The sequence below is a fragment of the Micromonospora sp. CA-248089 genome (assembly GCF_050948515.1).
In the GTDB taxonomy this organism is placed as follows: Bacteria; Actinomycetota; Actinomycetes; order Mycobacteriales; family Micromonosporaceae; genus Micromonospora.
Window position 1 is genome coordinate 4,854,625 of sequence record NZ_CP192016.1, and the last position, 13,025, is coordinate 4,867,649.

General features: G+C 73.8%; 11 protein-coding genes and 1 pseudogene. 6 read left to right on the plus strand and 6 right to left on the minus strand.

Features of this window, described 5'->3' with window-relative positions; all coding sequences use genetic code 11:
- The first annotated feature begins 380 nt into the window (after window positions 1–380).
- Window positions 381–638 carry a DUF3040 domain-containing protein gene (locus ACQP26_RS22660; protein ID WP_269704741.1) on the plus strand — a complete coding sequence of 86 codons (258 nt, stop codon included), beginning with the start codon at window positions 381–383 and terminating at the stop codon, window positions 636–638.
- A gap of 51 nt (window positions 639–689) precedes the next feature.
- On the opposite strand, the gene ACQP26_RS22665 is transcribed toward ACQP26_RS22660, so the two are convergent.
- Together ACQP26_RS22665 and ACQP26_RS22670 are read right to left on the minus strand one after the other, a co-directional pair.
- Window positions 690–1,751 (minus strand): SWIM zinc finger family protein, encoded by a 1,062-nt coding sequence (locus tag ACQP26_RS22665; protein WP_433493933.1) that lies wholly within the window; start codon window positions 1,749–1,751, stop codon window positions 690–692.
- A pseudogene (locus ACQP26_RS22670) lies at window positions 1,748–5,040 on the minus strand (SNF2-related protein). The gene ACQP26_RS22665 and the pseudogene ACQP26_RS22670 overlap by 4 nt, the downstream one beginning before the upstream one ends.
- A gap of 86 nt (window positions 5,041–5,126) precedes the next feature.
- Between ACQP26_RS22670 and ACQP26_RS22675 the strand changes: the two are divergent.
- Window positions 5,127–5,987: a carbohydrate kinase family protein gene (locus tag ACQP26_RS22675; RefSeq protein WP_433493934.1), complete on the plus strand. Its 861-nt coding sequence runs from the start codon at window positions 5,127–5,129 to the stop codon at window positions 5,985–5,987.
- Window positions 5,988–5,991: 4 nt separating this feature from the next.
- Here the strand turns inward: ACQP26_RS22675 and ACQP26_RS22680 are convergent, their stop codons facing one another.
- Window positions 5,992–6,513 (minus strand): DinB family protein, encoded by a 522-nt coding sequence (locus ACQP26_RS22680; protein ID WP_269704737.1) that lies wholly within the window; start codon window positions 6,511–6,513, stop codon window positions 5,992–5,994.
- An 85-nt stretch (window positions 6,514–6,598) separates the two neighbouring features.
- On the opposite strand from ACQP26_RS22680, the gene ACQP26_RS22685 reads away from it, so the two are divergent.
- Complete coding sequence (locus tag ACQP26_RS22685; RefSeq protein ID WP_433493935.1) at window positions 6,599–6,805, plus strand: hypothetical protein; 207 nt, start codon at window positions 6,599–6,601, stop codon at window positions 6,803–6,805.
- 9 nt (window positions 6,806–6,814) lie between these two features.
- On the opposite strand, the gene ACQP26_RS22690 is transcribed toward ACQP26_RS22685, so the two are convergent.
- Window positions 6,815–7,960: a polysaccharide pyruvyl transferase family protein gene (locus ACQP26_RS22690; protein ID WP_269704735.1), complete on the minus strand. Its 1,146-nt coding sequence runs from the start codon at window positions 7,958–7,960 to the stop codon at window positions 6,815–6,817.
- A gap of 142 nt (window positions 7,961–8,102) precedes the next feature.
- Here ACQP26_RS22690 and ACQP26_RS22695 point away from each other — a divergent pair, with 142 nt between their 5' ends.
- Window positions 8,103–9,383 (plus strand): hypothetical protein, encoded by a 1,281-nt coding sequence (locus ACQP26_RS22695; RefSeq protein ID WP_433493936.1) that lies wholly within the window; start codon window positions 8,103–8,105, stop codon window positions 9,381–9,383.
- Between the two features lie 37 nt (window positions 9,384–9,420).
- On the opposite strand, the gene ACQP26_RS22700 is transcribed toward ACQP26_RS22695, so the two are convergent.
- Entirely contained in the window at window positions 9,421–9,999 is a 579-nt protein-coding gene (locus ACQP26_RS22700) for a TetR/AcrR family transcriptional regulator (RefSeq protein ID WP_433493937.1), read from the minus strand.
- A 92-nt stretch (window positions 10,000–10,091) separates the two neighbouring features.
- On the opposite strand from ACQP26_RS22700, the gene ACQP26_RS22705 reads away from it, so the two are divergent.
- Together ACQP26_RS22705 and ACQP26_RS22710 are read left to right on the plus strand one after the other, a co-directional pair.
- Window positions 10,092–10,667: a dihydrofolate reductase family protein gene (locus tag ACQP26_RS22705; RefSeq protein WP_269704733.1), complete on the plus strand. Its 576-nt coding sequence runs from the start codon at window positions 10,092–10,094 to the stop codon at window positions 10,665–10,667.
- Window positions 10,668–10,707: 40 nt separating this feature from the next.
- On the plus strand, window positions 10,708–11,640 hold the full coding sequence (locus ACQP26_RS22710) for a phosphotransferase (RefSeq protein WP_433493938.1): 933 nt from the start codon (window positions 10,708–10,710) through the stop codon (window positions 11,638–11,640).
- Window positions 11,641–11,810: 170 nt separating this feature from the next.
- Here ACQP26_RS22710 and ACQP26_RS22715 read toward each other — a convergent pair whose 3' ends face one another.
- The gene (locus ACQP26_RS22715; RefSeq protein ID WP_433493939.1) at window positions 11,811–13,025 is read right to left on the minus strand and encodes an ROK family transcriptional regulator; all 1,215 of its coding nucleotides are present in this window, start codon (window positions 13,023–13,025) and stop codon (window positions 11,811–11,813) included.

The window sequence follows — 13,025 nt, forward strand, 5'->3', positions numbered from 1 at the left end:
GGCGACGGTTGCCGGAGAAGTTGCCTACGGGAAAGTAGCCATGCCGCCCCGGCCGCTCAAGACGCGTCGGACGCGCTCGTGAGCGCACTTAAGACGGTGCTCAAGCCCGCCGGGGAGGGCCCGTCGCGGCGGCGGGGACGCGGCGGCCTCCGGAGCAGGGCCGACCCGGGCGCACACCGCCCGGATGCGAGGTTTCGCCCCCCGGCGACGCCGCCGGGGGCGTTCACCGCCTCACCAAAACTTAAGGTACGGATAAGCCTGCGCTGAGAACGTCGTCCCGCCCGTCCGGTCCGCCGAAACAGCAGCAGCAGCGGCGCGTGACCGCCCTCCGATCCGGGTATGCCGCCGAACCGCTGAAGCCGTGAGGGGAAGGCACCGCCATGCTCAGCCAAGAGGATCAGCGCAGGTTCGAACTCATCACCCGTCAACTGCGGGAGAGTGATCCACGGTTCTTCGCCCGGCTGGACAGCCGGATCAAGGGCCGCCGGGGCCGGTACATGATGCTGTTGACGATCGTGCTGTGGGCCTCGCTGCCGGCGATGACAGTGCTCGTCGGACGGCTGGCCGGGGCGATCTGCGCGGTGGTGCTCGTCGCCAACGCCGCAGTGATGTGGCGTTTTCGCCGCCGCCTCCTTTAGGCGTAAGGAAGGGCCCCTTCTTAACGCATTCGGTAGAGGAAGGGCCCCCTCTTAACGCTCGCCTGCGGCTTCGCCGCCGCTGAACTCCCTGGGGGAGGCGGCTTCGCCGCCAGCGAACTCCCGGTACGCCCGGCGCAGCCGCTCGGCCAGGCCCGGCCCGCCGACCGCGGCCCCGGGTGGCCCGAGCTGGCGCAGCAGCAGCTCCGGGCCGGTGGCGAGCGTGGGCGGCCGGTCCGGCAACGCCACCGGCGCCAGCCAGAACCGGTCCAGCTCGTCGTCCGGCTCCACCGCCGGCAACCCGGCCAGGGCACGCGCCGCGCCGACCACCGGCACCGCGCTCGACGCGGCCGGCTCCGGCCGGGCACCCGGAACCGGTCCCGCTCCCGCGCCGCCGGTTCGGCCCACACCGCCGGTTCGGCCCACGTCGCCGGTTCGGCCCACGTCGCCGGTTCGGCCCACGTCGCCGGTTGCACCCGCACCGCCGCCTCCGCCCGCACCCCGGGCGTCGGCGCCCCGGGCGTCGGCGCCCCGGAGCGTACGCAGCCGGTCCAGCAGTTCGGCGCGGGACCGGCCACGCCAGTGCAGCAGGTGGAACGGGTCGGCGTCGAACGCCTCGGCGAGCAGGTAGAACGTGGCCGCCAGGTGTTTGCACGGCACCGCGAAGTCGGGGCAGCCGCACCGCTGGTCGAGTTCGTCGATCTCGGCCGGGAACAGCGGCGCGCCCGCGTCGGCGAACAGCTCCTCCAGTTCGGCCGGCAGGTCACCGGCGAGCAGCCGGGCGCTGAAGAACGCCTGCCCGGCCAGTTCGGCCTCGATCCGCCGCCACGTCTTCTCCGGGTACGCGGCCAGCCCGATCCGCACCGGGTAGGGCCGTGGCCGGGAGCCCTGCACCTCGGCGGTGACCTCGCCCGGCGACACGTCCAGCCGGAGCACCTGGCCCCGGCGCGCGTACGCCCGGCCACGGGTCAGCCGGGAGCCGAGCGCGAACGACTCCAGCACCTCCACGAACCGCCGGGACCACCAGGACTGCCCGATCGCGCCCCGGGTGCTGCGTGCCCGTAGCCCGCCCTCGACCCGCAGCGGCGGACCGTACTCGTCAAAACCGGGGCTCACTCGACCACCGCCCCGGACTCCAGGGTGAACAGGTCGCGCAGCGTCTCGGTGGACAGTTCGGTGACCCACTGCTCGCCGCTGCCCACCACCGACCGGGCGAGGCTGCGCTTGTCGGCGATCATCGCGGCCACCTTCTCCTCGACGGTGCCGGCGCAGACGAACTTGCGTACCTGCACGCGGCGGCGCTGTCCGATGCGGAACGCCCGGTCGGTGGCCTGGTCCTCGACGGCCGGGTTCCACCACCGGTCCACGTGCACCACGTGGTTGGCGGCGGTCAGGGTCAGCCCGGTGCCGCCGGCCTTGAGCGACAGGACGAACAGCGGCGGCCCCTGCGGGGTCTGGAACCGGGTCACCATGGCGTCCCGTTCGGCTTTGCCGACGCCGCCGTGCAACAGCAGCACCTCCCGGCCGGTACGCGCCGACAGGTGCCCGCGCAGCATGCCGCCGAACTCGGCGTACTGGGTGAACAGCAGCGCCTTCTCCTCCGCCGCGAGCACCTCGTCGACGATCTCGTCGAGGCGTTCCAGCTTGCCGGACCGGCCGTCCAGAGCGGATCCGTCGTGCAGCAGTTGGGCGGGGTGGTTGCAGACCTGCTTGAGCCGGGTCATGGTGGCCAGCACCAGCCCGCGCCGCTCGATCCCGTCGCTGGACTCGATCTTCGCCATCATGTCGTCCACCACGGCCTGGTAGAGCGCGGCCTGCTCGGCGGTGAGGTTGCAGACCACCTCCATCTCCAGCTTCTCCGGCAGGTCGGTGATGATCGTCGGGTCGGTCTTGAGGCGGCGCAGCACGAACGGGCCGGTGATCCGGCGCAGCCGCTCGGCCACCTCGGCGTCGCCGTGCCGCTCGATCGGTTCGGCGAAGCGCTTGCGGAACGTCGCGGCCGGTCCGAGCAGCCCCGGATTCGCGAACTGCATGATCGACCAGAGGTCGGCGAGCCGGTTCTCCACCGGCGTACCGGTGACCGCGACCCGGTGCCGCGCGGGCAGCGACCGGACCGCCTCGGCCTGCCGGGTGGCGGCGTTCTTGATCGCCTGCGCCTCGTCCACCACCACCCGGTGCCAGTCGACGCCGGCCAGCTCGAACGCGTCCCGGGCCGCCACCGAGTACGTGGTGAGCACCAGGTCCGCCTCCCCCACCGCGGTGGCGAAGCCCTCGCCCCGGGCGCGCTCGGCGCCGTGGTGCACGTGCACCCGCAGCCCGGGCGCGAACTTCGCCGCCTCGCGCTGCCAGTTGCCGACGAGGGACATCGGGCAGACCAGCAGCGTGGGCCCGGCTTCCGGCGGGTCGCCGGCGAGCAGCGCGAGCAGTTGCACGGTCTTGCCCAGGCCCATGTCGTCGGCGAGGATCCCGCCGAGCCCGAGCGACTGGAGGAACGCCAGCCAGGCCAGCCCGCGACGCTGGTACGGCCGCAGCGTCCCGGTGAAGCCCGGCGGCGGGTCGGCCGGGGTGAGCCGCCGCTCCGCCTCACCGGCGAGCAGTTCGCCCAGTGCCCCGTCGGCGACCACGTCCAGGACCGGCAGTTCACCGGCGCCGTCGTCACCGGACAGTCCCATCCGGAGCAGGTCGGCCACCGTCAGCTCGCCGGAGGACCGCAGCAGCTTCAGCCCGGCCTCCAGCCGCTGCGGGTCCAGCTCGACCCACCGGCCGCGCAGCCGGACCAGGGGCGACTTCAGGTCGGCCAGCGACGCCAGTTCCTCCGCGGTCAGCGGCTGGTCGCCGAGCGCCAGCTCCCAGCGGTAGTCGACGAGCGCGTCCAGACCCAGCTTCCCGGCGGTGGTGGCCACCGCACCGGGCGCGGTACGGCTGCGCGCCCGCAACCGCGCCCCCAGCCGGGACGAGGAGCGCCGCCACCAGGACGGCAGCAGCACCCCGAACCCGGCCGCGTGCAGCACGGGCGCGCCCTCGCGCAGGAACCGGTGTGCGCCCTCGGCGTCCAGCTCCATGCCCTCGGGCGCGGCGGTGCGCAGCGCGGCGTCCACCTCGGGCCACAGCCGGCTGGCCCGGCCCAGCTCGGCCAGGAGCGTCTCCTGCGGCTCCACCCCCCGGGCGGCGAGCGCCGGTGCGGGCCGCTGCCAGATGTGCGCGGCGTCGACCACGAGTCCCGGCTCGTCGGCCGGGTGCAGGCCGAACTCGACCCGCCAGACGGCGTCCTCGACCAGTTCGGCGACCGGGTCGACGGCCGGCTCGACGAGGCGGAACGTGGCCCGTACCGTGCCGCCCGCCGCGTCGCGCTGCCAGGCGTCCAGTTCGTCGCGCAGCGTCGCCAGCGCGTCCGGCTCGGCGGGGAAGGCGCGCTGCGGTCCGGTGAGCGCGGCCAGCCAGCGCGGCACCGCGCCGACCGGGCGCATCCCCGGTGCAGCCGGGTGTCGGCCAGCGCCACCCGGGCGGCGGCGTCGACGAGCCCGTCGAGCGCCTCCGCGACCAGCTCACCGGCCCCGATGTCGTCGGCCCGCCCGGCCCACGCGTCGTCCGCCGGACCGCTCGGCCCGCTTCGCGGTGCACTCCCTCCCGGCGAGCGCCCGGCGCCGCCGCCCGTCCGGGCATCAGCCGGCCCCGAGACGATCGCCGCGCCGCCGATGGCCGCGGCCGAAACCTCGGGCCGCCATTCCCGGCCGGCGCGGGCCGCCGGGGGCAACGCCGTCGCCAGGTCGCGCGCCCAACCCGCGTCGGTGCCGGTGAGCAGCGGCCGCCAGAGCGCCCACCCGGTCGCCACGTCGTCCGCCCGCACGGCCCGCAACGGCCGCCCGGCCCCCGAAACCACCGGTGAGCGCCGCGCCGAGGTCCGCCCGCCGGTCGCGGCCGACCCTGCGCCGGGCACACCACCGGGGTACGCCTCGAGCACGCCGGGCAGCAACCGGCCGCGTACGACCAGGTCGGCGGCGAAGTCGGCCAGCTCGCACAGGTGGCGCAGGCTCGCCCCGACCGGGCCCGGGATCGGGGCGCGCAGCAGCGCGTACGCGTCGTCCGGGGCGTACCCCAGGGCGGGAGCGCGCCACCCGGCGCGGGTGACCGGGCCGCGGACCGGTTCCCCGACGGTGGCCCGGACCAGCTCCGGCGAGTCCAGCGGCGAGCCGGCGCGGGTCGGCAGGCTCAGCAGGACGGAGATCGGCTCGCCCGGCAGGCCGTCGAGCGCGTCGGCGAGCGTGGTGTGGTCGGCGGCGAACGGGTGCGGGCGCTCGCGCGGGACGCGGCCGGGACGGCGGGGCGCGCGGGCCGGGAGCGTGCTGTCCTCGGCCCACAGGGCGAGCCCGGCGCCGGGCAGCCACAACCCGTGGATGACCAGCACTGCTCCCCCTCGACGACGGCCCCGGGGCCGAAAGACGGCGCCCGGGGAGCCAGGATAGGCCGCCGGGCGCCGCTATCGTCGGCGCCATGGTCGACCTTCTCGTGATCGGCGGGCTCGGCGTGGACGTCCGGGTTCAGGTGCCCGCGCTGCCGCCGCCCGTCGCCGACTCGCTGCTGGTGCCGCCGATCGACATGCGGATCGGCAACACCGGGGCCGGGGTGGCGCTGGCCGCGCACGCGCTCGGCCTGCGGGTGGCGCTCGTCGACGTGCTCGGTGCCGACGCGGCCGGTGACGTGGTGCGGGCGGCGCTGGCGCGTACCTCGATCCGGACGACGCTCGCCGACGCGCCGGCCGGTACCCGCCGCTCGGTGAACATGGTCGACCCGGCGGGGCGGCGGATGTCGCTGCACGACCCGCGTCCCTGGTCGGGACCGGCGCCCTTCGGCGAGGCGGAGCTGGCCGCGCTCGTCGCCGAGGCGACCCACGTCCACCTGTCGATCATGGATTGGGCCCGGGACTCGCTGGGGGTGCTGCGCGCCGCCACGTCGGTCTCCACCGACCTGCACGACTGGGACGGCGAGAACGACTACCACCGCCCGTTCGCCCGGATCGCCGACCTGGTCTTCGTCAGCGACACGCGGCTCGGCGAGCGGGCCGCGAAGGAGGCGGCCGAGCTGGCGCCGCGCACGGTGCTGGTCACCGGCGGGGCGGCGGGCGCGACGCTGCACACGCCCGGCGCGCCGCCGACGCACGTGCCCGCCGCCACCCCGCCGGGCCCGGTGGTGGACACCAACGGTGCCGGGGACGCCTTCGCCGCCGGGGTGATCGCCGCCCGGCTGCGCGGCGCGGACGTCCTCGACGCGGCCCGGTACGCCGCCCGGGTCGCCGCCGCCGCCTGCACGCACGACGGGATGGAGTACCCGGACGGGCTGCTGCCCCGTGACTGAGGCGTCAGATCGCGCCGGTCTCGCCGTCGGTCAGCTCACGCAGGATGTCGGCGTGCCCGGCGTGCCGGGCGGTCTCCTCGATCAGGTGCACCAGCACCCACCGCAGCGACACCTCACCGAGTTGCGGATGCGGCACCACGTGGTCGAGGTCGAACCGGGCGGCGACCCGGCGGGACTCGTCGCAGGCCGCCTCGTACGCGGCGGCGAGCGTCTCGACCGTCTCGCCGGCGCGCAGCGTGAAGCTGGCGTCGGCGTCGGCCTGGGAGGTGAGGTAGACGTCGCCCGGCTCGGGGGCGAACAGGCGGCGGAACCAGTTGCCCTCGACCAGGGCCAGGTGCTTGAGCAGCCCGGCCAGGGTGGTCAGTGAGGGCACCAGCCGCCGGCCGGCGTCGGCGTCGGTCAGGCCGCGCACCTTGCGCAGCACGTTGGCGCGATGCAGGTCGAGGAACGCGTCGAGGATTGCCCGTTCGCCGCCCGTGCGGGCGAGGACCGGACCGAGTGTCGGATCGATCGTCGGGTGCGCCATTTCCGGACCCTAGTACGCGGTGTGCCCGGTCCGCTGCCCCGCGTGATCCCCTGCGCGGGCGGGCCGGCCGGGGCAGGATGGGCGCATGGCTTCCACGGTGCAGATCCCTCTGGTGGGCGGTACGGCCGACGGCGAGACCGTCACCGTCGAGCTGGACGTCAACGGCCGCCCGCCGCTGACCCACCACCACCTCGGGCCGCAGGGACTCGCGGAGGCGCAGATCTACGAGCTGGAGTCGGACGACCAGCCGGGCCGGGAGTGGGTCTACTCCTGGCGCGGCCCGGCGGTCTGACGGCCCGGCTCACACCGCGGGCGTCAGCGTGCGGGCCCGAATGCTGTCCAGCACGCTGCGGGTCACCTGGGAGGTGCCGCGCGCCTGCTCGCAGACCTCCGCGACCCGGCGTGCGGTCGCGTCGGCCCGGGCCGCCCGCTCGTCCCACAGCCGGTCCACCTCGGCCAGCAACGGGCCCTCCACCTCCCGTTCCACGCCGCGCAGCGCCGGCACACCGAGCCGCTGGGCCAGGTCGAAGACCTTTCCGGCGTACGGCAGCGGCAGGAACGGCGTGCCCATCATGGCCGCGAAGATCAGGAAGTGCAGGCGCATGCCGACCGCGAGGTCGAAGTGGCGCATCAGCCCGAGGATCTGCGCCGGGCGGTAGTCGCCGTGCAGGATGCGGCCCCGGTCGGCGGCGGTCATGTGCGACAGCACGCCGTGGGAGTGCCGGATGTCGTCGCGTTCCATCGGCACGAACAGCACGTGCGCGTCGATCCGGTGCACCAGGAAATCACCGATCTGGGCGAGCAGGCGGTGGTAGCCGTCCACGTCGAGCCGTTCGGCGGCCCGGCCCGGCTCGCGCACGCTGAGCCCGACCAGCCGGGAGCCGGCCGGTACGCCCTCCTCGCGCAGCCACTGCTGGGGGAACTCCTCCGGTTCGAGCAGGAACGCCGGGTCGGCGGTGACGGTGATCGGGTTCACCAGGCCCGCCTCCTCCAGCACCATCCGGGACTCCTGGTCGCGGACTGTCACCTCGACGGCCTGCGCCAGGGTTTCGCGCACCATGCCGCTGTCCAGCGTGTCGGTGAGCGGGCCGACCCCGACCGCGTACGTGATCAGCGGCAGCCCGCGCTCCTGGGCGACCCGGACCACCCGCAGGTAGCGCCGGGCCTCCTTGTCGTAGAGGATCCCGCCGCCGCCGAGGATGAGCAGGTCGAGCTGGTTGAGCACCGGGGACGAGTCGACGCGGCTGACGCCCTCCCACGGCACCGCCTCGACCTCGGGGTGGGCCAGCGCGGTGTGCGCCGGGTTGCGGGAGAAGACGATGATCCGGGCGTTTGGCTCGTGGCGGCGCAGATCGTCCAGGAGACCCGTGAGGATCGCCTCGTCGCCGAGGTTGCGACCGCCGTAGGAGCCGAGCACGCCGATGGTCAGTCCGGTGCGTTCCCTCATCCGTTGCTCCTTCCCAGGGGCGTCCGCCGTGGTTTCCCCACGCTCTGCAACCCATGCCTGCTGAGAACTGCTCAAACCAGACAGCTAGTCGAAAAGTCTTCGAATAACCTGTCGGCCTTGATCCGTGAAGGTGAGGGTGGGAATGGCGCAGAAGTCGGCCCGTGGGCTACGACACTGGCGGATCTGGTTGCTGCTGGTAGGCGTCCGCGGTTGGTGGCAGTTGCGTCTTGCTCTCGCACGTCACCGCTGGACCTGGTACGCGGCCGTCGCAGGGTTCTTGTTGGGCGTCATTGGCCTGGCGTCAACTCCGCTGGGATCAGTTCCGGCACTGCTGACTGGGCTTGCCGCCGTCCTGCTCTCGGTGCTCCTGCTAGCGCCGCAATGGCTGGCGTTGCGGCGCGGACGCGTCCGGCTCGTTCGACACAGAGGCGTGTCGACGCCCCCCACAGCCGGAATGGAAATCCTCGTGCGACTACCGACAGATCACCATGAGGTGGCATGGTGCCGACCCGATGTTGATGATGCACTCCCGCACGCCGAGGCGACTTACCGGTGGTCGGCCGAGCGGCTGGAACTGCCTCGGCGGGTGGCAGCACATTCCGGGCCGATCCTGGTCGCTCGAGTGCGCCCTCGGAGGACATTCAACGGTCGCCTCGTCCGCCAGTCGGATGACCTCACGCCGGAACTGCTCCGAGGCGGTGCGGTGCGACTCGGCTGCACCGACTATTACGCGCTCCTCTGCTCCAACTACCTGTTCGGCTGGCGAGTGCTGGATCGAGCCACCGGGGCCCTGAACCTGGATGGGAGCCTTCTGCCCTATGGGGAAGGCGGCCGTCTCCTGCCGTTGTCGGAAAGCAGGTTGGCGAATGCAATCGGTGTGTCGACCCTGGCGTTAACTAAGGACCGGCGGCTCGTCCTGGCATGGCAGCAACCGGAGGGGGAAGCGGGCCCGGGCGGGCTGGCCGCACCAGCCGGCTCCGGCTCGGTGGACTTGGTCGACGTTGACGATATTCCGCCGGGCGCCAAGTTGACCGACTTCATCAGCTCGGCGATGCGCCGCGAGTTGATGGAGGAAAGCCACCTTAGTCCAAGCCATCTGGGGAAGACGCGGGTGCTCGGCTACTTTCGCTGGCTCAACCGAGGCGGCAAGCCGGAGTACGTCGGCCTGACCGAACTCACCGTATCGTCAGATGATCTGGTGGACACCGACGTTCGGCTCGTGGAGACGCCGTACGTTCAGGGCTTGACCCTCGACTGCCGCATAGACCTGCATCTGCTCCGACGCGACCCGGACTCGCTCGACTGCCTACCCGACGATGTCGCGGCGGCCGCGTCGATGCCCCTCTACATGTGCTTGCGGGCGCTGGGTATCGCGTTACAGCGGGACGACGATCTCTACGGCCACCTGTCGACCCCCCGTTAGCAATGCAAATCGGTAACCGCAGACACCTGACTCGCGCCTAGTCGGCGGCGCCGCCGACCAGACGGGAGACGAGGTCCGAGACCACCTGATCGGTGTCGAACCCGGCGTCGATCGAGGTGGTCAGCAGGTCGAGCAGGAGCCCGTCGACCGCGTAGTGCAGCAGCGCCACCTCGTACGCCCCGCCCGGTAGTCCGGCGGCGGTGTGGTGGGCGACGTCGTCGGCGTACCCCTGGCGCAGCACGCCGCCGAGCGCGGCCCGCAGCTCCGGGCGGCGCGCGGCCTCCAGCCGAAGCTCGAACAGCGCCCGGGTGAGGCCCGGCTCGCGGGTGGTGCGCGCGACGATGTCGCGCAGGTAGTCGGTCATCAGCGCGAGCGACGGCTCGCGGCGGCCGAGGTCGGCCAGGACGGCCGGGTCGGGGGCGATCCGGTCGAAGATGCGTTCGGCCAGGCCGGCGAGCAGGGCCGCGCGGGACGGGAAGTAGTTCGAGGTGGTGCCGGTGGGCACACCCGCCTCGGCGTCGACCGCCCGGTGGGTCAGCCCGCGCGCGCCCGCGTCGGCGAGGATCCGCAGGCCGGCGTCGGCGAGCAGGGTACGGCGTTCCGGATTCCTGGCCACGCGAACACACTAGCAACAACCACGACAGGTGTTGTAGATTCGCCATCGAACCACGACAGCCGTCGTGGATCACCTCGGACATCGGAGCCGGTTTGCGCAAGCTCGTCTACTTCGTCGCCAGCACCCTCGACGGCTTCATCGCCGCGCCCGACGGGTCGTTCGACTTCCTCCCCCTGACGCCCGACCTGGCGCCCCACCTGGCGGCCGAGTGGCCCCAGACGCTGCCCACGTTCGTCCACGCCCAGCTCGGCATCGACTCCCCGCCCGCCGGCCGCTTCGACACCGTGCTGATGGGCCGCGGCAGCTACGAGCCGGGCCTGCAGCTCGGCGTCACCAGCCCCTACGCCCACCTCGAGCAGTACGTGTTCAGCCGCTCGCTGCCCCCTGCCGACTACCCGGACGTGCACGTCGTCGACGGCGACCCGGTGGCCCTCGTCCGCGAGCTGAAGACCCGCCCCGGGCGCGACATCTGGCTCTGCGGCGGCGGCCGGCTCGCCGGTCAGCTCCTCGACGAGATCGACGAGATGGTGGTCAAGCTCAACCCGGTGGTCGTCGGCAGCGGCATCAAGCTCGTCGACAGCGGCTTCGATCCGCGGCGCCTCACGCTCACCTCGGCGCGCCCGTTCGACGCCGGCGTGGTCGTCCTGCACTACACGCGCAACGGTTAACCCGGTTGCCCCGGCGGCGGGCGGCACGCACCGTGGAGCGGTGACGAAGACCCGGCTGCACTGGCACGAGCTGCCCCCGCACGTCCGCGACGGCGTCGAAGCAGTCCTCGGCGACCGGGTGGTGGCGGCGCAGTCCCAGCCGGGCGGCTTCTCCCCCGGCACCGCCGACCGCGTCCGTACCGCAGGCGGTGGCCGGGCCTTCGTCAAGGCGGTCAGCCCGGCGCAGAACGACCGCAGCCCCACCCTGCACCGCGCCGAGGCCCGGATCGCCGACGCCCTGCCGCCGGACGCGCCCGCGCCCCGGCTGCTCGGCAGCTACGACGACGGCGAGTGGATCGCGCTGGTCTTCGCCGACGTCGAGGGCCGGCACCCGGTCACCCCGTGGCGGGCCGACGAGCTGGCCGCCGTGCTGTCCACGCTGGAGACGATGGCCGCCGCGCTCACCCCGGCGCCCGCCGCCGCGCCCACCCCCACCGCCGCCGAACGGCTCGCACACGACTTCGGCGGCTGGCGGCGCCTCGCCGCCGACCCGCCGGCCGACCTCGACCCGTGGGCCCGGTCTCACCTGCCCGAGCTGTGCGCCGCCGCCGAGCGAGGGCTGGCCGCGCTCGACGGCGACACGCTCTGCCACGTCGACGTCCGCGCCGACAACCTGCTGCTCGGCCCGGACGGGTCGGTCACCGTTGTCGACTGGCCCTGGGCCTGCCGGGGACCGGCCTGGTTGGACACCCTGCTCACCGTCGTCAACGTGCAGGTGTACGGCGGACACGACCCCGACGCGCTGCTGGCCGCCCGGCCACTGACCGCCGATGTCGACCCGGCCGACCTGACGGGAGTGCTGGCCGGACTCACCGGGTTCTTCCTCGACGGCGCCCGCCAGCCCCCACCACCCGGCATCCCGACCGTGCGCGCGTTCCAGCGCCTCCAGGGCGAGTCCCTGCTCCCGTGGCTGACCCACCGCCTGAAGCCCTGAACGCCCCGCCCGGCCCGGCCCCGCCCCGCCCCGCCCCGCCCCGCCCCGCCCCGGCGATCTTGCGGTTTCGGCCCCTGGGATGCACCTTTGGCGCGCTTTGTCAGGGCCGGAAGCGCAAGATCAACGCGCTCAAGGGAGGCTGAACGCGCGGCGGTGCGCGGCGCGCGGGCTCACCCGGCAGTGGGGACTCCGAGGGGGTCGGCGAACAACGGGGAGAAGCCCAGCTCGGCGGCGCCGATCAGGGTCGCGTCGTAGCCGAGCGCGGACACCCGCAGGCGGGCCTTGTCGCGGGAGATGGGCAGCACGTTGGCGGCGATCCGGCTACGGACGTGACCGGCGCAGACCGGGAAGACCTCGCTGAGCGTGCCCCCGAAGATCACCACGCCCGGGTTGAACAGGTTGATCACGTTCGCCACGCCGATGCCCAGCCAGTCACCGATGTGCCGCAGCGCCTCCTGCGCTGCCGGTTCCCCCTGAGCAGCGGCGGCGACCACCGCGCGTACCGCCTCACGCCCCTTCTCCTGCGCCGGGCGGCCCGCGACGTCGAGCAGCGCCCGCTCCCCGACCTCGGCCTCCAGACACCCGCGCGAGCCGCAGCCGCAGGCCCGCCCCTGGTACGGGTTCACGAGCATGTGCCCGACCTCGGAGGCGTACCCGCCGTCGCCGTCGAGCAGTTCCCCGCCCACGATGATCCCGCCGCCGACACCCACGTCACCGTGCAGGTAGACGAGGTTCTGCACGCCGACACCGGCCCCGCGCTGATGCTCGGCCAGCGCGCCCAGGTGCGCCTCGTTGCCGACCAGGACAGGGAGGCCCAGGTCCAGCCGCCCGGCCAGCTCGGCGCCGAACGCCTGGTCCACCCACCCCATGTCCGGTCCGAACCGGACCATCCCGTCCCCCGGCCGGATCATGCCGCAGTAGGAGGCGCCGACGCCCACGCACACCGACCCGGGTGGCGCGGCGTGGTGCAGCGCCCGCCCGAAGTCGGCGAGCACCGAGACCACCGAGTCGAGGTCGGCACCGGCCCGCGGCCGTTCCGCCTCCAGCCGCGCCGAGATCACCCCGCCGAGCCCGACACGGGCGGCCACGAGCCGGTCCACGGCGATGTCGAACGCGAGGACGTAGACGGTGTCGGAGGAGGGACGCACCACACGCGACGGACGCCCGGCCCGCCCGCTGCCACCGGCCGCCACCTCCCGGACCAGGCCGGCCGCCGCCAGTTCCGCGGTGAGCGCCATGACGGTGCTGCGGTTGACGCCCATCCACTCGGCCAGCTCGACGCGCGTGACCGGGCCGGTCAGGTGGACGCGCCGCAGCAGCGCGCCGAGGTTGAGCCGGCGGCTGTCCCCCTGCGCGTGCCGGTCCGCTGCCAGACCTTTCAGCAT

Coding starts and splice junctions, on each gene's coding strand:
- ACQP26_RS22695 (WP_433493936.1), top strand. CDS start 8,103: ATGGCGCAGAAGTCGGCCCGTGGGCTACGACACTGGCGGATCTGGTTG.
- ACQP26_RS22715 (WP_433493939.1), bottom strand. CDS start 13,025: ATGCTGAAAGGTCTGGCAGCGGACCGGCACGCGCAGGGGGACAGCCGC.
- ACQP26_RS22690 (WP_269704735.1), bottom strand. CDS start 7,960: ATGAGGGAACGCACCGGACTGACCATCGGCGTGCTCGGCTCCTACGGC.
- ACQP26_RS22680 (WP_269704737.1), bottom strand. CDS start 6,513: ATGGCGCACCCGACGATCGATCCGACACTCGGTCCGGTCCTCGCCCGC.
- ACQP26_RS22660 (WP_269704741.1), top strand. CDS start 381: ATGCTCAGCCAAGAGGATCAGCGCAGGTTCGAACTCATCACCCGTCAA.
- ACQP26_RS22675 (WP_433493934.1), top strand. CDS start 5,127: ATGGTCGACCTTCTCGTGATCGGCGGGCTCGGCGTGGACGTCCGGGTT.
- ACQP26_RS22685 (WP_433493935.1), top strand. CDS start 6,599: ATGGCTTCCACGGTGCAGATCCCTCTGGTGGGCGGTACGGCCGACGGC.